Source organism: Candidatus Sordicultor fermentans (genome assembly GCF_012728195.1).
GTDB lineage: Bacteria > Atribacterota > Atribacteria > Atribacterales > Caldatribacteriaceae > Sordicultor > Sordicultor fermentans.
Genome location: NZ_JAAYFP010000109.1, coordinates 18,911 through 37,557, shown reverse-complemented (window position 1 = coordinate 37,557; position 18,647 = coordinate 18,911). Strand labels below are relative to the sequence as shown.

Here is an 18,647-nt window from a genome sequence, read left to right as displayed (position 1 = left end):
CCTATAGTATCCCAGATTTTCCAGAAATTCATTCAGCTTTTTAACTTCTCTGTTTCTTTCCTCATTTAGCTCCAGAAGGGACACTTTATATTTATCCCATAGGTTTTCAAAAATCTTTATGATTTCTTTTTTCTCAGTATTTAAGTATCTCGTGAGTTGCTCATTAATGAGGTTATAAAACTTATCCAGAAGAAGTTCTTTGACCTCTTCTTCACTTAACGACTCCCTTTTCCTTTTTGTTTTCTCTTCGAGTCCCTGTTCTTTATCCTTTAATTTTTTTCTTAACTTCTTTAGTTCTCTCTCTTTATCCTCAATTTCTAAAGTTAGTCTTTGCCATTTTGCAGCTTCTTTTACTGCTGACTCGCTCTGGCTCGCTTTCAGGTCTTTTGTGACTTCTCCCAGATACTCCTTAACCTTATTTGCTGTTTTATCACCTTGCTCTTCCTCATCCCAGTCTTCAATCCCTTCTAAGAGGTCATTTAATTCTCCTTCCAGTTCCGCTATTTTGCCCTCCAGTCTCTTGATTTCTTCTATCTCAGCTTCAAAAAACTTCTCTTTAATTCTTTCGTCTTCGATAAGATTTTTGCTCCAGCCCAAAGATTCTACAGTTTTAAAGTCATACCTTAGCTCTTCCCACCAGTTCACAAATATGCCAGATATTTTAAACTCATCAAAAGAACCCAGAGGCAAAAGCCTCTCTTTCAGCCTTTGCATCGCTCTATTTCTGAATCCCCACAAATCGTTATCTCTGTGAAACCCCTCAATTTCAGTTTTTACTTCATTCCACCATTCCTGTAATTCTTTTCTATGCTTTAAGGCTGTGTCTTTTATAGTATCAGCACTTTCAATAATTTCTTTGATTCTACTCTTCTCTGCAATATCCTCTCTAAACTCCAGATATTTTTCGTTTTTTTCCTTCAAGAGAAGATAGAGAGAAAGACCAAACTTTAGAAATTCTTCCCTGTAGAGCTCGACTTCCCTTTTTGGAACACCGGATAAGAGGTGAGCATGGACATCCTCAATTTCAGGATCGGGGGAGTTATCTACGTATCTTCTGATATTCAAATTAAAATCGTTTTCTTCAATTTCTCCAATATCTACGAGCCTTGAATATTTTGAAATCTCCAGCTTCTTATCAAATACTGTCACAATCTTTTCCATATCTTCCGGTCGCAAATAATTTTGATTTCTTCCCTCTCCATATTCTCTATCTGCATTAATGAACAGAATTTTACTTTTTAAATATTCCGGTTTATTTTTGTTGATGACAATTATGCAGGCAGGAATACCTACATTATAGAAGAGCTTGGGAGGCAAACCTATAATGGCTTCAACTAAATCATCTCTCACAATTCCCTCCCTTATAATCTTCTCCTGTCCTCCTCTAAATAACACCCCGTGAGGCATCACGGTTGCCATAATTCCATTATCTTTCAGACTGGCAATCATATGCTGTAAAAACATCAAGTCGCCTTTTTTACCTGTCTCCGGGGTAAAACCGTATTTGAATCTTTCTGGAAACTGCATATTTGCCCGACTATAATTCTGAGAAAAGGGAGGATTGGCCAAAATCCTATCAAAACGCTTTATGTATCCATTCTCCTGGAATTGAGGGTTGGTTAAAGTATCTTCGTTTTCTATGTGTGCATCTAGAATGTCATGAAGAATCATATTCATCTTACATATTGACCAGGTCAGTCCGTTAAGCTCCTGCCCATAGAGGCCTAAATTTTGAGCGTTCTTCCCTTGCTCTTCAACATATTGCCTGGACTCGATAAGAAAACCGCCTGAGCCAACCGTAGGGTCATAAATCGTCATACCTTCCTGAGGTTTAACGATTCTCACCATTAATTTTTTGACATGAGGAGGGGTGTAAAATTCTCCTCCCTTTTTCCCTGCCGAATCAGCAAATTGTTTAAGAAGGTACTCATAAGCAACACCAAGCAAATCTGGAAACTCAAAATCATCATTCGTAAGCCTGTATTTATTGAAGTGATGTATGAGGTCAACGAGTTGCTGATCTTTGAGGCGAGTTTTCCCCTTAACCGCATTAAAATCAATATGCCTTAAAACGCCATCGAGCTCTGGATTTCCATCTTCTATCGCTGCCAACGCCTTATTTAACTGATTACCAACATCTTCTTTTAAGTTAAGAATATTTTTCCATCTGGCTCTTTCGGGAACAAAGAAAGTATCTCCGTAGGAATCAGGGTCTTCTAAGAGCTCATCAATCTGTTCCTTGGAAAGCTCCAGGGATTTATTATATTTTTCCTTCAATTCTTGCCTTTTTACCTCAAATACGTCTGAAACACGTTTTAAAAACAGCATACCAAAAATATATTCTTTATATTCAGAGGCATCCATCTTGCCCCGGAGAATGTCAGCAGCCTGGAAAAGATGAGTTTCTAGCTGTCTTAAGGTTATTCTTCCGTTATTCATAGCGTCATCCTTAAACTTTCAATCCTTTTAAAGCAGATTTGGCTATTTCGCCCAACCCGGTTTAGTTTATATCTTAACTTTTGTAATGCTTCCTCTTCAGGACTTCAGGTTTTTATCAAAAAACCACTCTTTTAGAGTATTCTCCTATAAAAAACTCTCCCTGTAAAGGTAACCTTTTAACTTGAGGACTCTGGAGAGGGATAAAATATAAACTCCTCTGATGGTTCTCTCCTATCTCTTGGGGGAGGAATAAGGGAATGAGGATGAAAAAAAGTATTTTATGGGAGAATTTTCCTCTTCTTCTCGAGAAGGGGAAAGAGAGGAATAACTCTGCTATTCCCAAGATTTTTATCGGTAATCCATCCCGCCCTCATTCCCGAGATTTTTTATCGGGAATCCACCTCTCTCGTCATGCCTGAAATCTTTTATCAGGCATCCAAATGCTTTTAAAACTGTGGACCCCTGATAGAACCATTCAGGGGCAGGCTAAAAACGACTCGAAAGTTGCTGGGGTGACGAACAAAAAGGGATTAATAAGGGGGGATTCTTTCTCCTTTATAATTCTCTATCCTCTTGCGATAAGAGAGGAGTTCTCCATGGTGGTGGATAAGGAGCTCCTTTTAGTAGCGGAAAAAAGCATGAACATTGGGGGAGATTTTTCTCCCCCAATGTTCATGCTTTTAATAGCACTTATAGCTTAACTTCTTCCTCTATTCTCTCCTTGCGGCGAAATTTTATTTCTCCATCTTCTAAATAAACCTCTATAACGTCGCCAGGCTGGAAAGTACCCCGAATCAACTCTCCAGAAAGAGGGCTTTCTATCTCCCGTTGAATCAGACGGCGAAGAGGTCGAGCCCCATAGTCAGGGTCATAACCTGCTTGAGCCAGATAATCTTTTACCTCCGGGGTAAGGACTATATCCATTCCTTGAGCTTGAAGTCGATTTCGCAAACGATTTATCATCAAATCCACGATTTTCTTTATTTCTTCTCTACCTAATGGATCAAATACGATTATTTCATCAATCCTGTTCAAAAATTCCGGTTTAAAATGGTTTCGCACTTCTTCTAAAACTTTCTCTTTAGCCCGGCGCAAAGCCTCTTTATCTTTTTCCGGATCTATCCCCCGGAAGTAAGCACTTCCTAAATTAGAAGTCATAATGATAACTGTATTTGTAAAATCCACCGTTCTTCCCTGGCCATCAGTTAGTCTTCCATCGTCCAGTACCTGCAGCAAGATATTAAAAACATCAGGATGGGCTTTTTCTATCTCATCAAAGAGAATTACCTGATAAGGCCTTCTTCTTACTACTTCGGTTAGTTGCCCTCCCTCTTCATAGCCCACATATCCCGGAGGAGCACCAATCAAGCGGGAGACAGAATGTTTTTCCATATATTCAGACATATCAATACGTAAAATGGCATTCTCATCACCAAACAGAAAATCAGCCAAAGATTTAGCTAACTCGGTTTTGCCCACCCCGGTAGGGCCAAGAAAGAGGAAAGAACCCATAGGCCTTCTTCCTTCAGCAATACCTGCCCTGGAGCGACGAATAGCTTCTGCTACCGCTATAACTGCTTCATCCTGTCCCACTACTCTTTTGTGCAACTCTTCTTCCATGCGTAGCAATCTCTCTTTTTCCTCTTCCACCAATTTAGCCATAGGTATACCCGTCCAGGCAGATACCACCTCAGCGATGTCCTTTTCGCTCACTATTTCACTGAGCTCTCGCTCCCTCATCCATCGTTCTTTTTCTTCTTGATATCTCTTCTGTAGCTCTTCTGCCTCATCTCGCAGAGCAGCAGCCTTTTCATACTCCTGGGCCTGCACTGCTGCCATGCCTTCTTTAGCCAATTTTTGCAGTTCGTCTTCTAAGATTTTTATTTCCGAAGGGATACTCTCTATTTCTATTCTCTTTTTACTGGCCGCTTCATCCATCAAATCTATGGCTTTATCGGGTAAAAATCGTTCAGTAATATATTTACTGGATAGCTCAGAAGCAGCTTCTATAGCCTCATCACTGATTTTCACCCGGTGATGAGCTTCGTATTTGTCACGCAATCCTTTTAGTATCTCTTTGGTCTCTTCTGTAGATGGCTCTCCCACATATACCGGCTGGAAGCGGCGCTCTAAGGCCGGGTCTTTTTCAATGTATTTTCGATACTCATCCAGAGTGGTGGCTCCAATACAGCGCAATTCTCCTCGAGCTAAAGCAGGTTTTAAAATGTTAGCAGCATCAATGGCTCCTTCCGCTGCCCCTGCCCCCACTACGGTATGAAGCTCATCGATGAAAAGAATGATTTTTCCTTCCGACTTCTGGACTTCCTCCAGAACCGCCTTCAATCTCTCCTCAAATTCTCCTCGGAACTTTGCACCGGCCAACAGTGCTCCCATATCCAGAGCAATTAGCTTTTTGCCTTTCAAGCTTTCCGGGACTTCCCCCTTAACGATTTTCTGAGCCAGTCCTTCTACAACAGCAGTTTTACCTACTCCCGGGTCACCAATTAAAACTGGATTATTTTTAGTACGACGGCTTAAAATCTGAATCACTCTTTTAATTTCTTCGTCTCTACCAATAACCGGGTCTAACTTCCCCTCCCGGGCTAACTGAGTTAAGTCTCTACCGTATTTTTCTAAGGCCATATATCTTTCTTCAGCATAAGGGTCATCCACTCTTCTCCTCCCCCTTATTTCCTGTAAAGCTCGATAAATTTTCTCTACATCTAACCCATGGGATTTAAGAATACGGCTGCTCGGCCCGCTTTCCTCTCGAGCCACAGCTATCAGGAGATGTTCTACTCCCACATAAGAATCTTTCAGCCTTTTGGCTTCTTCCTCAGCGTTATCTAAAACTGATTTTGCTCGAGGAGTAATATAGATTTGTATCTCCCCCCCTCCCTGGTAATAAACCTGAGGAAAACGCTGCAAAGCTTCTTCGACCTCTTGAGCTACAATCTGGGGATCAACTTTACATCTTTCCAGAATCTGGCCAGCTAATCCCTCTTTTTGCTTTAAGAGAGCTAAAAGAATATGCTCTACGTCCAGCTGATTATGATGGTGTTCCAATAATATATCTTGAGCTAAAGAGATAACTTCTTTAGCTTTTTCAGTAAATTGTTCAAACCTCATTTTATCTTCCTCCTTCACTCTTTAACTGGAGGTTCAGTATCAATTTTTTTATTTTTTTCTTCTAATTGTTTCTTTATGTCGTCTCTTTCTTTCTGCAACTCTTCTATCTGCTCAGTGAGCTTAAAAATCACTTCTACTCCTGCCAGGTTTATTCCTAAATCTTGGGTAAAAACCTTTATTTTTTTGATTTTCTCCACGTCTTCCAAACTATAAAGCCGAACATTACCCTCGCTACGACGGGGTTTGACTAACCCCCATTTTTCATAATTACGCAAGGTTTGAGGATGCAATTGAGTTATGCTTGCCACCTCTCTAATAAACAGGTATTGATCGGGTTTTTTCTCTTCTTCCATATCATCACCTTAAGTTCTCACCAAATGCTGACGAGGATTCTCCTTGCGCAGGGAAGATAATTCCTCCAATAATTTCTTTTCTTTGTCGGTTAAACCTCGAGGCACTACCACTTTAACTTTCACCAGCTGGTCTCCTCTTCCCTCTCCTTTAGTCCGGGGAAAGCCTAATCCTCGCAGGCGGAAGGTAGTCCCATTTTGAGTTTCAGGAGGAATTTTCATTTTGACCTTACCTTCTAAAGTGGGGACTTCCACCTCTGTACCTAAAGTCGCTTCGTAAATAGTAATTGGCAGTTCTAAAATGACATTATCCCCTTCCCGACGGAAAAAGGGATGGGGTTTTACCCGGACTCTCAAGTACAGGTCTCTTCCTCCCAGTATCTGGGGAATTCTCAACTTCGTACCATCACTTACTCCAGGGGGAATGGTAACATTTACCTTCCGAGATTTCTTTTCTACCCCCCTTCCTCCACACCTCCGACATAGTTTCCCCTCACTATTTCCACCCGTTCCTCCACAACTGGGGCATATTTCTTCATATTCTACTTGTATAATTCGGTCTGTTCCTTTAAAACTTTCCTCAAAAGAAACCTCTACCTCACTCTGTACTTCAGAAGGTGCTTCCCTTCTTACTCCTTCGTCTTGAGTATAAAAACGGGAGCTCCGTTCCCGGGAGGCTCGACGAGTTCCTCCTAATAAATCACCGAATATAGTCTTAAAGAAATCGCTGAAATCTCCAACTTCAAATTCTTCCTCAAAAGTGGTATAAGTGGGCCCTCCCCCATATCTTCTATAAAAATCATTCCAGAACTCGTCAGTATTCTGTCTTCCATAACTACTCCAGGCCGATCCTAACTCATCATATCTTTTCCTTTTTTCCGGATCGCTCAATACTTCATAGGCTTCATTGATCTCTTTAAATTTTTGTTCCGCCTCTTTGTTGCCAGGATTGAGATCTGGATGATACTGACGAGCCAGACGTCGATAGGCTTTTTTTATCTCTTTTTCATCAGCTTCTCGAGAAACTCCCAAAATTTTATAGTAATCTTTGAATTCCAATTTTCATCACCTCTGGGGGTGGGAGTTTTCCACCCCCAGAACTATTTCACCTCTTTTACTCTACCTGAACGTTTACTTTCCTTGGTCTAGCAGCAGAAGATTTAGGTAAATGGATCTCTAAAACTCCATTTTTATAAGTGGCTGATACTTTGTCCACTTCTACAGGTACCCGGAGGAGAAAAGAACGGTTGAATGGGCCAAAAATTCGCTCCTGTCGCAAAAATTTCTCCCCTTCTTCCGGTGCCTTTCTCTCCCCTTTAATGGTTAGCTGGTCTCCTACCACGGTAATATCCACTTCTTTTTCATCTATCCCGGGTAAGTCAACGAACAGCACAAACTCCTCCTCTTCTTCTTTCACATCTACAGGAGGAAGCCAGCTTCCCACGGTAGTTTCTTTCCCCCTACGAGGAAAAGAACTCCCTAAAACACGGTTAATTTCCTCCTGCAGTTCAACTAAATCCCGAAAAGGATCCCAACGATTAATAGCCATTTTATCTTACCTCCTTTGACCTTTCTTGACCTTGCAAAGCAATTATAAAAGAAGCCCATAATTTTGTCAAGAATAGTCAAACACCACCGAAAATCATAAGCCCAGTTCCTCTTTTTTAGTCTGCATGGCAGAAAGAGCGATTTCCAAAAACTCCTCCAGAGAGAGACCTAAACTTTCTATGCTTTTCATTGCTTCTCTGTTAGCCCCTCGAGCAAAACTTTTTTCCGAAAAACGATTAAGAAGAAAAGAAAGGTCTAAACTCTCCAGCTTCTTTTCCGGATGTATGAGGGCACAGGCTACGATAAAACCACTTACCGGATCTACAGCATAAAGAGCTCTCTCCATAGGAGACTCAGGCCTAATACCAGTGGCTTCGGGGTTATGAGCCTGAACTGTTCTGATTACTTCTTCAGGAAGACCTGCTTCTTTGAGTATTTCGGCTCCCCACCTCCCGTGCTCTGCGGGTTCATCTTTAGTTTTTTCATAATCTATATCATGCAAAAGTCCGGCCAAAGCCCACTCTTTTTCGTCTTCTCCCAGACGACGGGCTAAAAACTGCATAACGACCTCACAAGCTATACTGTGTTTCAAAAGATTATGGTTTTTCAAGTGTTCTTTCAGTAAAACCCAGGCTTCTTCTCTTTCCATTTTACTTGCTCAAATAATCCGAAGGATTAAGACATTTACCATTTTTCCTCACTTCAAAGTGAACATGATAGGTAGTAGCGTTTCCCGTCATCCCCACTCGAGCAACAGCGTCTCCCTGGTTTACTTTTTGTCCTTTATTAACCAGATTAACTGAATTATGAGCATACAAAGTTTGCCAGCCATCTTGATGGTCAACTATTACTACTCTACCATATCCATTCATCCACCCGCTAAAAGAAACTACACCACTGCGAGAAGCTTTAATCAGCGTACCTGAAGGAGCTAAAATGTCAATCCCGGAGTGAAGCCTTCCTCCCCGCATACCAAAAGAAGAAGAAACTCGACCAGAAACAGGCCAGAGGAAAGAACTACTGGCCTTTTCATAATTTTGAGGAAGGTGAGAAGGTATGCGAATACTTTGCCCTATTTGCAAAGTGCTTTTCTCATTAAGATTGTTGACTTTCATTAAATCCTGCAGGGAAACTTTATAACGACGGGATATTCCCCATAACGTGTCTCCCGACTGTATCCGATAAACTTCATAGCTTTCTTTTTTCGCTGGAGGAGAAGAAGAAGCAGAAGAAGCAACACGAACCTGGGGAATAGTAAGTTTCATACCAATGGAGAGAATGCTATCAGGAGTGAGATTATTGGCTTTCATAATGGAGTCCATATCCACCCCATAAAGGCGGGATATCAACCACAAGGATTCTCCCTTTTCCACCGTGTGGGTAACATTAGAGGAGGTAACAGTAGTGGTGGTGGTTTCTTTTCTCGAAGAAGATGAAGAGGGCAAAATAATTTTCTGTCCTACTCGAAGGACAGATTTCTCCGAGAGACCATTAGCTGCAAGAAGAGAAGAAAGGGGAATGTTAAACTGACGTGATATCCCCCAGAGAGTGTCTCCCGCCTTAATCTGGTAAATTGCCTCTTCAGTTCCTTCTTCTAATTTAATTTTCTGTCCTATCCGAAGGGTAGATTTTTCCGTAAGGTTATTAAGCTTCAAAAGTTTTTCGATAGGTATCTGGTAACGGCGAGATATGGCCCAGAGAGTGTCTCCTTGTTCTACTACGTGGTAACTACTTGCCCAGGCAGGAAAAATCCAGGTGTTGATTAAAAACAGAAAAAGGAAAAGAAGCTTTCTTTTTAACCCCATTACAATCTCCTCCTTAAAGCCAGTACTAATTTTTTTCCGTTTAGCTCCCATTCTTTGCTAATTATTTCTCTTTCTCCATCACCACATAAAGAAAGAGAAGAAGCTAAAACCTCGTCTTGAATCAAGGAACTATATTTTTCTATTAAATCTATCCATTCCGGGTCAGTTCCTTCTCTGACTTCTAATTCAATTCGGTCTTCTACTTCCAAGCCGGCTTCTTTGCGCCAGATTTGGATGGCATGTATTAAATCCCTTACCATCCCTTCCTCCTGGAGCTCCTGGTCTAAGAAAGTATCTAAAATAACCGCGTATTCTCCTTCACTTTCTACCGCAAGACCTTCTCGAGCTTGCAACTCTAACTCTACTTCTTCTCGCTTTAGTATAACCTCTTCTCCTTCTAAAAGTAAAGACACCTCTCCCATTTCCCAGAATTGTCGACTTTTGTCTTCTTCCAAATTTTTTAATAACCGGGCTATTTCCTTTACTTTTTGACCATATCGAGGACCTAAAATGGAAAAACGAGGTTTCAGAGAAACAGTAACCTCTTCAGGAAGATGAGAAATCCATTCTATCTCTTTAACATTTAATTCTTCTTGAATAATAGAGGTAAAAGGAAGGGCCCGTTCTCTTTCTTTCTCCTGGGGAACTACCATAATCGCTTTTCTGAGAGGCTGTCTCAGTTTGATATTCACTTTATTACGAACCGAACGACCTAAATTGGTAAGCTTCCTTGCTACCTCCATAGCCAATAGTAACTCCCTATCTATGCTTTCTTCCTCTGGTAGAGGATAGTCCTCCAGATGAACGCTTTCTCTTTTTCCCCGAGCATCAGCTTCCAGAGTTTGGTAGAGTAACTCAGCAGTAGCAGGAATAAAAGGAGCTAAAAGTCGGGTTAAACTGGTAAGAACTTGATAAAGAGTGTGATAAGCGCTGACTTTATCTTCGTCTTTTTCCGCTTTCCAGAAACGGCGACGAGAGCGCCTGATGTACCAATTGCTTAAATCTTCTATTACAAAATCTTCTATAGCTTTACTCGCTCGAGAGACTTCATAGTGGTCTAATGAATCTCGAACTTCCTTTATCAGTTCTTGCAAGCGAGATATAATCCACCGATCAAAAACACTTCTTTTTTCCAGAGGCAAAAAAGAAGAAGTTGGTGGCTCAAAACCATCAATATTAGCGTAAAGAATAAAGAAGTTAGTTACATTCCATAAGGTATCAAAAAATTTACTGAGAACTCCTCTTATCGCCTCTTTTCCGAATCTCTTGGGCACCCAGGGAGGAGAAACAGAAAAAACATACCAGCGCAACGCATCAGCTCCATAGTCCTGAATCAAATCCCAGGGGTCAACCACATTTCCCACGTGTTTGCTCATTTTTTGCCCTTTCTCATCCAGCCCCAGCTCGGTAACCAAACAATTGCGATACGCCGGACTATTAAAAAGAGCAGTAGCTAAAACATGAAGACTATAAAACCATCCCCGGGTCTGGTCTATGGCCTCACAGATAAAGTCAGCAGGAAAACTTTGTTGAAATTCTTCTTCATTCTCAAAAGGAAAGTGAAGTTGCGCTACAAACATTGCTCCAGAATCAAACCAGCAGTCAACTACTTCTGGCACTCTTTCCATAACTCCTCCACATTGAGGGCAAGAAAGAGTAATTCTATCCACGTAGGGGCGATGCAATTCGATTTCTTCTATTTTTTCTCGTGATCTGTTCTTTAACTCTTCTATGGAACCAATAGCTTCTTTAAAATTGCAATTTTTGCATTGCCAGATATTGAGAGGTGTTCCCCAGTATCTCTCTCGAGATAGAGCCCAATCCACTACGTTGGATAAGAAATCTCCAAATCTCCCCTCTTTAATGTGAGAAGGATACCAGTTAATTTTTTGGTTATTTTCTAACAATGCATCTCGAAAAGAAGTAGTTCTAATAAACCAGCTTTCCTTAGCGTAGTAGAGTAAAGGAGTATCACACCTCCAGCAAAAAGGATAAGAATGCCGGTAAGTTTCCTTTTTAAATAACTTCCCCTTTTCTTCTAAATAATCAATAATCAAAGGGTCAGCGTCCTTTACCCACATTCCTTGCCAGGGAATAATTTCCTCTCCATATTTTCCATCTCGTCTTACTGGTTGCAAGAGGGGAAGATCTTCTTGCTGAGCTAACTGCAGGTCATCTTCACCAAAAGCAGGAGCAATATGGACTACTCCAGTACCTTCTTCCGTGGTGACAAAATCGGCAGAAAAAACTTCATATCCTTTCTCTGCCACTACGAAATCCAGCAGGGGTTCGTATTTTATTCCTACTAATTCCTCTCCCCGATATTTTCTGATTACTTTATAATGGGTATCTTCTCCCAGTAGGCGATAAAAGCTATCTTCGCTAAGGATATAATGTTCACCGTTTTCCTCATTGACCACTTCCAGGTAATTAATATTCTTACCTACTGCGAGAGCCACGTTGGCTGCCAGAGTCCAGGGGGTGGTAGTCCACACCAGAAAATAAGTTTTTTCTCTATCCCGAAGGGCAAACTTAACATAAAGCGAAGGGTCTTCCGTTTCCTGGTAGCCCAGAGCTACTTCATGGCTGGAAAGAGAAGTCCCACAACGAGCACAGTAAGGCAAGACCTTATGCCCTTCATATAGTAATTCCCTCTCCCAGAGTTCTTTTAACACCCACCACAAAGTCTCAATGTATTCATTGCTACAGGTAATGTAGGGGTGCTCCAAATCCATCCAGATACCCAATCTCTCGGTTAGCTTTTCCCATTCTTTAATATACTTAAAAACACTTTCTTTGCACTTTTCATTAAATTTATCCACTCCATAGCGCTCAATATCCGGTTTTCCCGAAATTCCTAATTCTTTTTCTACTTCTAGCTCTACCGGAAGACCATGGGTATCCCAGCCTGCTCGGCGAGGAGCATAATAACCGCACATAGTCCGATAACGAGGAATCAAATCCTTAATGCTGCGACCGATTACATGGCCGGCATGAGGATAACCATTAGTAGTAGGAGGACCTTCGTAGAAAGTAAAACGGGGTGAGCCCTCTCTTTGTTTTAGGCTCTTTTTAAATATATCTCTGTTTTTCCAGAATTCTAAAATTTCTTCTTCTTTTTGGGCCAAACAAGAAAGCTTGCCCAGAGCTTTAAACATTAATCCTCACCTTCCTACTTTTCTCGATAGACTTTTACTACTTGATAACTACTTGTTGACTTCTATTGGCTCTACTAAAAGGTAGGGAAGCAAAATTCTACCCCCTATCCAGCGACTATCCCGAGAAATTTCTTTAAGGTTAAAAAGAGCCTGATAAGTATTTCCACTGATCATCACATCTTTCACCCGCCCCTGAATTTCTCCTCCTTTAACGTAAAAACCCAGGTGGACATTACAGGAGAAATAACCTGAGGCAACATTGCTCTGTCCCAGACCTAAAACACTATCCACTATCAAACCTTCTTCCAGCTCTCCTATTAAAGTGCTACTATCCCGCAAACCATTCTTAACCCGGAGAGAGGAAAATCCCGGTTCGGGTAAATCCCGGTAGGAACCGCGAAAACCGTTTCCCGTGGGTTTAATTCCCTTCTTTGCTGCGCTCCATAAATCCCAGAAAGCGCTTTCCACCTTTCCCTTGTTAATTAGATATTTCTGAGCCCTGGTCATGATTCCTTCATCATCAAAAGGACAGGAGCCCAGAGCCCAGGGCTCTTGTATTTCTTCTAAAGAAAAAAGAGAGGAAAATATTACTTTCCCTTCTTTGTCCTCCAGAGGCGACCTTCCAAATACCCAATTTTTACCATTTAATCCATAAAAGAGAGCAATAAGTAAAACCAGACTACCAGAAGGAGTGAAAACTACCGGGTACTTCCCACTGTTTAAATCAGCCACTCTTTGAGAGAACTCCAGCTTGGAAACTATCTCCTGCACTAAACCTTCTACATCAATATCCCGGCTGCCCCAGCTTCTTTCCGCATAAACTTCTAAAATATCCCCTTCCCTGGTCTGATTGGCACTTACCCCTACTCCAAAAAATGTTCGGGCAAACTTCAATTCTTCTTCATGATGATTCAAAAGAGACTTTTCTTCCCTCCCAGCACTGATAACTACATCTACCAGAGCCTGGGGACACTCTTTCCTTATTCGGGAAAGAATATAATCTCCCAGCTCTATCATCTCTTGAGCATCTAAATTTTCCACCCGGGGGTCAACAAAATCTTCCCATTCCCAGGTAGATGGATAAGTAGGAATAGAAAAATCTACCCTGTCCCCTAACTGGCTAACTTCTAAAGCTTTCTCTACAGCCTCTTGAGGATTCAAAAGACGATTAAAAGCGTAAAATCCTAATTTCCCCTCCGGATTAATTGCTCGCAGGCCATAACCTTCTCTCTCTTCCTTTTTGTATCCTTGAAAGGAATTAGCTTCATAGTTTACTTCCTGGCTGAAGATTCGGTGAGTAAATAAATCACCAGGTATACCCTCTTTTTTAAGCAAGCTCGCTACTTCAATCATTATGGCTACCTCCCACCAGAACTTCTCTCAACCGTATGTGCGGACTTCCTGTAGGAGTAGGAAGTCCTATCTGTCCACCTTTCCCACATCCCCCCACTTCTGTCCAGCGAAAATCATCAGCAACTGCATCTATTTTATCCAGAGTTTGAAATAAATTTCCACTCAATACCACATCTTTAACTAACTCCTTTATTTTACCCTTTTCAATCAAGTAACCATAAGCAGCAGAAAAAGTAAATAGCTCGAGAGCAGTATTCCCTCCAATATACTCTACCGCATACAGCCCTCGTTCTATATCAGAAAATAAATCCTCCCGAGAAGCTTCCCCTGCTTCTATAGCCGTATTGGTCATCCGTACTATGGGAGGAAAACGATAGTTAATGGTCCGGGCATTACCGGTTACCTCTTCGTGCATGAGAAAAGCGGTTTCACGGGAATGGAGTCTCCCATCCAGGTGACCATCTTTAATAAGATAGGTTCTGCCTGTAGGTATACCCTCATCATCATAAGGAGAAGATCCTCGCAAATTATCCAGGCTTCCATCATCAAAAACGTTCAACACTGACGAGGATACTCTTTTGCCTTTAGCCATTATTCTTTTCAGCTCTTCATTGCGATAAAGAGTATCAGATTCACTAAGATGTCCAAATGCCTCGTGAATAAAAACCCCGGCAAGAACTGGATCTAAAATCACATCATACACTCCTCCCGAGAAAGAAGGAGCTTCCAAAAGAAGAACAGCTCTTTGTCCTACCTCCTGAGCCAGGGTTTCCTGATTTTTAACCAGCTCAAATCCTGCTTTGCCCGCTACTCCATTCCTGTATATCTCTATGTTATCTTCCTTTCTTGCCGTAGCCACAAAACTCACGCTTATGTCAGGCTCTTCCAGATAAATTAAAGAACCATCGGAGTTAGCTAAATAAATCTGCCGAAATTCATCCCGGTATTCTACTAAAGAACTTACCAAAAAAGGAGAAGTTTCTCTCAAAACCTGATCATACAAGAGAAGAAGAGAGGTTTTATCTTCAAGGGATTTAAAACGGAAGTCATCGGGAAGAGTAACCTTGTGTTCATCCCGAACTGGCGCTCTTCTTACCACTTCAATGTTGCTTTTAGGCAAGAGAGAAGCACCAGCTATAGCTTTTTCTACCTTATCTTTCAAGTCATCCCATCGCTGAAAACTTTCAAACCACCAGCTACCTCGAGGAGCAAGGAGGCGGATGTAACCTCCCTCATCCGTCCCCACTCTTATCCTCTCCACTACCCCATTCTGAACTCGGATAGTGGTAGAAAAAATATTTTCCAAGCGGATTTCCATATACTCCCCCTTCCGGGGAAGGCGAATCAGCTCCTCCAGAACTTCCATCATGGCTGGCTTTCTCCACCTGTCTCTCCAGGAATTTCTGACTGAGGAGTTGTTTCCTTAGGAAGGTTTTCTTCTATTATTGCGATTTCTGCCTGGCTTTTTAGCTCTTCAATTAACTTTTCAAAAGCCTCTTGTTGTTTTTGAGGAAGAAGGCGGTTAGATATTTCTCCTTTTACCTCATCTACCTCCTTAAGACGAGGGTCAATGTGCTCTTCTACCAGAAAAATATGAAAACCATAGCTGGTTTCCACAATATCACTAAATTTGCCTGGAGCAAGGTCGAAAAGAACTTTTTCTAAATCAGGGTCCAGGTCTCCTCTTTTCAGATAACCCATTTCTCCTCCCTGCCGAGCATCGGGAGATTCTGACTTTTCCATCGCTACTTCTTCAAACGGCCTGCCAGATTGTAATTCCTGCAAAACCTCCTGCGCTTTCTCCTCAGTAGAGGTCATAATGTGTTTAGCCTTAACTTGCTCCGGTTCAGTATAAAGAGAAGGGTTAGAAGTATACTCTTTTTCGATTTCTTCATCGGTTACCTGCACTTTGTCTATTATCTCTCTTTTAATCAACTCCTGGACTAAAAGCTGCCGCTTGATATCCTCTAATCGTTTTTGAATAACCGGATCATCTTCTAAACCCAGCTTTTTAGCTTGTTGAGCTAATAAAGTTTCTCTAATTAACTGCTCTAAAAGATCCTTAATGCCCCCTGGAAACTGGACTCGATAAACTTCTGGAAGCGCATCCCAGATTTCCTGTAAATCCTCAAGATAAATAGGTTCCCCGTTTACCTCAGCCACTACGGTTTTTTCGCTACTTTCTTCCTGAACTTCCTGAGTTTCCTGAACTTCCTGAGTTTCCTGAGCTAATGCCCCCCACCCTAAACTCAAAACCAGAACTAAAACCACTGACCAAAGAATTGCTCGCTTCTTCATCAAGATTTGTCTCCTTTCTTTTTGGCTTCTCCCTGCAAAGCATGAAGGGAAAAAGTTTCTTCTAAAACATCGTTCTTTTTCTTTTCTTCCTCCTCACTTTTAAAGCTCAATAAAAGAACTAACTTATCGTCTACCTCTTTCAAACTTTCTTGTACTTTACTAACTAAATAATCCAGATCCTTCAACCTTTCATTAAGCACCCAGAAAAGCAAAAGTCCATACAGAACCACCACGATTAACAAAATACCCAGAAGCAATTTCTCTACCTCCCGTCTACCTCAGATCAGGACCTCGCCACTTTTAAGCTCTTTTCTCTCACCGAAACGCTCTTCTTTTATCCCTATACCTATAAGACAATTACGGTGTATAATAACACGAGGAGGGATTTCACTCCCCTTCCCCACTAAATTAACTCCCCAATCTAAAAGCTCAGGACGAGCCTCATTGGGGGTAAAATCATCTCCATAGCCAATAATGGCTTCTTGTCCTACCACTATATTTTTATCTAAAATACTTAAATTTATTTTAGCCCCTTCTTTTGCTACTGTATTATTGAAAATAATTGAATCTACTACTTCTGTTCCTTCTTCCAGTATTACCCCGGGGAAAATCACAGAATTAACCACTTTCCCCTTAATTACCGCCCCTTCTCCAATTATACTGGACGATATATCTGCTTTTTCCAGAGTGTGGGTAGGAGGATAGTGACCCCGATTGGTAAAAACCATCCAGTCAGGATTATAAAGATTAAAAGCAGGTAGGGGCTCTAAAAGATGCATATTAGCTTCCCAGTATGCTCTAACTGTTCCTGCATCAAACCAGGGGTCATTGTAGAAATAGGCTTGCATTTTAGCTTTCCCTACATTTTCGACTATGATATTACGAACCAGGTCAAACTTTCCCTCCCGAGCATTGCTTATCAATTTTTCTACTAAAAATTCCATCCGAAAAACGTATATACCCATAAAAGCAATATCAGTGCGAGGAGAAAAAGGTTTTTCTTCAAATCCGGTAATCCAGTTGTCTCCGTCTACTTCCATGATACCAAAACGGGGAGCATCCTTTTTATCTACCCGGGTAGCCACCAGGGTCACATCAGCATCTCTTTCTAAGTGATAAGAATACAAAGGGTTATAGTCCATCAGATAAGCGTGGTCACCAGAAAGAACTAAAAGATGAGCTATCTTCTTGCGACTTAAGATATTGAGGTTTTGATAGATGGCATCTGCTGTTCCTCGATACCAACCCTTGGCTGTTCTACTCAAGTAGGGTTGCAAAAACTCTATCCCTCCTTTCTTCCGGTCCAGATCCCAGGGGCGTCCCACCCCGATATGTTCAATAAGAGAACGAGGCTGATATTGAGTAAGGACACCAACATCATAGATACCCGAATTTACACAGTTACTGAGAGGAAAGTCAATAAGACGGTAACATCCTCCGAAAGGAACAGCCGCTTTTGCCCTTTCCACTGAAAGAACACTCAAGCGATCTCCTTTTCCACCTGCCAGAATCATAGCATATTTAATAGACAAATTCCTCACCTAACTCTTATCTTTTATAAATTGGCGAAGAGCTTTCGCCGCTTTTTCTGGAACCACCGGATTAATGTAAAATCCCGTACCCCACTCAAATCCTGCCATCTTGCACAAGGAAGGTAAAATCTCCAGGTGCCAGTGGTAGTAGTCTGCATAATTTTCCGAGGAGCGGGGATAAGGCGCCACATGTAGAATAAAATTGAAAGCCGGGTCATGAAGAAGGGCTTTAATTGCAGAAAGAGCTATCTTCAGAATACGAGCAAGGCTTTGTATTTCCTCTTCTTCTATCTCTGAGAAAAAAGCACAATGACGCTGGGGAAGAATCCAGGTTTCATAAGGAAAACGAGCAGCATAGGGAACAAAAGCCATAAATCCTTCCTCTTCCCAGACCAATCGTTCCTTTTTTCTTTCTTCTTCTAGAAGAGAACAGAAAAGACACCTTCCTTCTTCCTCGTAAAATTCTCTTGCTCTTTTTAATTCTTCCTGCACTTTTTTAGGAATAACGGGTGTAGCAATTAACTGAGAGTGAGCGTGAGGTAGAGAAGCTCCTGCTTTTTCACCTTGATTCTTAAAAATCAAACAATAACGCAGGCGAGGGTCTTCTCCCAGCTCTCTCATTCTCTCTCGGTAAACCCGGAGTACCTCTTCTATTTGTTCCAAGGGAAGGTCAACCAAGTCCAAATAGTGGTCAGGAGTTTCTATTATTACCTCGTGCACCCCAAAGCCACTCATCCTCTCGTAAAATCCATCGATATATTGATGCAAGGGCTCACACGGTAAAAGAGCAGGAAATCTATTAGGCACCACCCTCACCCTCCAGCCTCTCTCATTGGGGAGAGTATCTTTTTCCCGGATGCTGAATACTTCCGGAGGAGTACAAGACTCTCTACCCGGGCAAAACACACAGGGAAAAGAACTTTCCCTTTCCCAACCTTCACCAAACTGATAAGGCTTGGTTCCTCTTTCCTCGGCAACAATGACCCATCTCCCTACTACTGGATCTTTTCTAAACTCCGGCATCTAAAAATTACC

The 18,647-nt window shown here is 41.6% G+C and carries 16 protein-coding genes; 2 read left to right on the top strand and 14 right to left on the bottom strand.

The window, feature by feature from the left end; genetic code table 11:
• Positions 1-2,439: type I restriction-modification system subunit M (locus tag GXZ17_RS05710; RefSeq protein ID WP_409376327.1), on the bottom strand; the 2,439-nt coding region annotated here is incomplete at its 3' end.
• 257 nt (positions 2,440-2,696) lie between these two features.
• Between GXZ17_RS05710 and GXZ17_RS05705 the strand changes: the two genes are divergently transcribed.
• Together GXZ17_RS05705 and GXZ17_RS05700 are read left to right on the top strand one after the other, a co-directional pair.
• Positions 2,697-2,858 carry a hypothetical protein gene (locus GXZ17_RS05705; RefSeq protein WP_409376326.1) on the top strand — a complete coding sequence of 54 codons (162 nt, stop codon included), beginning with the start codon at positions 2,697-2,699 and terminating at the stop codon, positions 2,856-2,858.
• 21 nt (positions 2,859-2,879) lie between these two features.
• Complete coding sequence (locus GXZ17_RS05700) at positions 2,880-3,140, top strand: hypothetical protein (RefSeq protein ID WP_409376325.1); 261 nt, start codon at positions 2,880-2,882, stop codon at positions 3,138-3,140.
• On the opposite strand, the gene GXZ17_RS05695 is transcribed toward GXZ17_RS05700, so the two are convergent.
• The 13 genes from GXZ17_RS05695 to galT all read right to left on the bottom strand — a co-directional run bounded on the left by GXZ17_RS05695 (position 3,130) and on the right by galT (position 18,635).
• Positions 3,130-5,568 carry an ATP-dependent Clp protease ATP-binding subunit gene (locus GXZ17_RS05695; RefSeq protein ID WP_409376324.1) on the bottom strand — a complete coding sequence of 813 codons (2,439 nt, stop codon included), beginning with the start codon at positions 5,566-5,568 and terminating at the stop codon, positions 3,130-3,132. The two genes, GXZ17_RS05700 and GXZ17_RS05695, sit on opposite strands and share 11 nt — an antisense overlap.
• Before the next feature lie 14 nt (positions 5,569-5,582).
• A complete protein-coding gene (locus GXZ17_RS05690) occupies positions 5,583-5,921 on the bottom strand; it encodes a MerR family transcriptional regulator (protein WP_409376323.1) in 339 nt (112 codons plus the stop codon).
• A gap of 9 nt (positions 5,922-5,930) precedes the next feature.
• Positions 5,931-6,977: a DnaJ C-terminal domain-containing protein gene (locus GXZ17_RS05685; RefSeq protein WP_409376322.1), complete on the bottom strand. Its 1,047-nt coding sequence runs from the start codon at positions 6,975-6,977 to the stop codon at positions 5,931-5,933.
• Positions 6,978-7,032: 55 nt separating this feature from the next.
• Positions 7,033-7,467, bottom strand: coding sequence for an Hsp20/alpha crystallin family protein (locus GXZ17_RS05680; protein ID WP_409376321.1), 435 nt, complete (start codon positions 7,465-7,467; stop codon positions 7,033-7,035).
• Between the two features lie 93 nt (positions 7,468-7,560).
• Positions 7,561-8,115 carry an HDIG domain-containing metalloprotein gene (locus GXZ17_RS05675; protein ID WP_409376320.1) on the bottom strand — a complete coding sequence of 185 codons (555 nt, stop codon included), beginning with the start codon at positions 8,113-8,115 and terminating at the stop codon, positions 7,561-7,563.
• Between the two features lies 1 nt (position 8,116).
• Positions 8,117-9,271 (bottom strand): LysM peptidoglycan-binding domain-containing protein, encoded by a 1,155-nt coding sequence (locus GXZ17_RS05670; RefSeq protein ID WP_409376319.1) that lies wholly within the window; start codon positions 9,269-9,271, stop codon positions 8,117-8,119.
• Positions 9,271-12,429, bottom strand: a complete 3,159-nt coding sequence (gene ileS / locus GXZ17_RS05665; RefSeq protein WP_409376318.1) for an isoleucine--tRNA ligase — start codon at positions 12,427-12,429, stop codon at positions 9,271-9,273. The genes GXZ17_RS05670 and ileS overlap by 1 nt, the downstream gene beginning before the upstream one ends.
• 48 nt (positions 12,430-12,477) lie before the next feature.
• On the bottom strand, positions 12,478-13,782 hold the full coding sequence (locus GXZ17_RS05660) for a TldD/PmbA family protein (protein WP_409376317.1): 1,305 nt from the start codon (positions 13,780-13,782) through the stop codon (positions 12,478-12,480).
• Entirely contained in the window at positions 13,775-15,151 is a 1,377-nt protein-coding gene (locus GXZ17_RS05655; RefSeq protein ID WP_409376316.1) for a TldD/PmbA family protein, read from the bottom strand. The genes GXZ17_RS05660 and GXZ17_RS05655 overlap by 8 nt, the downstream gene beginning before the upstream one ends.
• The gene (locus tag GXZ17_RS05650; protein WP_409376315.1) at positions 15,148-16,080 is read right to left on the bottom strand and encodes a peptidylprolyl isomerase; all 933 of its coding nucleotides are present in this window, start codon (positions 16,078-16,080) and stop codon (positions 15,148-15,150) included. Before GXZ17_RS05650 ends, GXZ17_RS05655 begins: the two co-directional genes overlap by 4 nt.
• Positions 16,080-16,337, bottom strand: a complete 258-nt coding sequence (locus GXZ17_RS05645; protein WP_409376314.1) for a hypothetical protein — start codon at positions 16,335-16,337, stop codon at positions 16,080-16,082. The genes GXZ17_RS05650 and GXZ17_RS05645 overlap by 1 nt, the downstream gene beginning before the upstream one ends.
• A 21-nt stretch (positions 16,338-16,358) precedes the next feature.
• On the bottom strand, positions 16,359-17,612 hold the full coding sequence (locus GXZ17_RS05640; RefSeq protein ID WP_409376313.1) for a glucose-1-phosphate adenylyltransferase family protein: 1,254 nt from the start codon (positions 17,610-17,612) through the stop codon (positions 16,359-16,361).
• Between the two features lie 9 nt (positions 17,613-17,621).
• Positions 17,622-18,635 (bottom strand): galactose-1-phosphate uridylyltransferase, encoded by a 1,014-nt coding sequence (gene galT / locus GXZ17_RS05635; RefSeq protein ID WP_409376312.1) that lies wholly within the window; start codon positions 18,633-18,635, stop codon positions 17,622-17,624.
• Positions 18,636-18,647 lie beyond the last annotated feature (12 nt).

Coding starts and splice junctions, on each gene's coding strand:
- GXZ17_RS05675 (WP_409376320.1), bottom strand. CDS start 8,115: ATGGAAAGAGAAGAAGCCTGGGTTTTACTGAAAGAACACTTGAAAAAC.
- GXZ17_RS05660 (WP_409376317.1), bottom strand. CDS start 13,782: ATGATTGAAGTAGCGAGCTTGCTTAAAAAAGAGGGTATACCTGGTGAT.
- GXZ17_RS05650 (WP_409376315.1), bottom strand. CDS start 16,080: ATGAAGAAGCGAGCAATTCTTTGGTCAGTGGTTTTAGTTCTGGTTTTG.
- GXZ17_RS05705 (WP_409376326.1), top strand. CDS start 2,697: ATGAGGATGAAAAAAAGTATTTTATGGGAGAATTTTCCTCTTCTTCTC.
- GXZ17_RS05690 (WP_409376323.1), bottom strand. CDS start 5,921: ATGGAAGAAGAGAAAAAACCCGATCAATACCTGTTTATTAGAGAGGTG.
- GXZ17_RS05700 (WP_409376325.1), top strand. CDS start 2,880: ATGCTTTTAAAACTGTGGACCCCTGATAGAACCATTCAGGGGCAGGCT.
- GXZ17_RS05695 (WP_409376324.1), bottom strand. CDS start 5,568: ATGAGGTTTGAACAATTTACTGAAAAAGCTAAAGAAGTTATCTCTTTA.
- GXZ17_RS05680 (WP_409376321.1), bottom strand. CDS start 7,467: ATGGCTATTAATCGTTGGGATCCTTTTCGGGATTTAGTTGAACTGCAG.
- GXZ17_RS05670 (WP_409376319.1), bottom strand. CDS start 9,271: ATGGGGTTAAAAAGAAAGCTTCTTTTCCTTTTTCTGTTTTTAATCAAC.
- galT (WP_409376312.1), bottom strand. CDS start 18,635: ATGCCGGAGTTTAGAAAAGATCCAGTAGTAGGGAGATGGGTCATTGTT.
- ileS (WP_409376318.1), bottom strand. CDS start 12,429: ATGTTTAAAGCTCTGGGCAAGCTTTCTTGTTTGGCCCAAAAAGAAGAA.
- GXZ17_RS05655 (WP_409376316.1), bottom strand. CDS start 15,151: ATGATGGAAGTTCTGGAGGAGCTGATTCGCCTTCCCCGGAAGGGGGAG.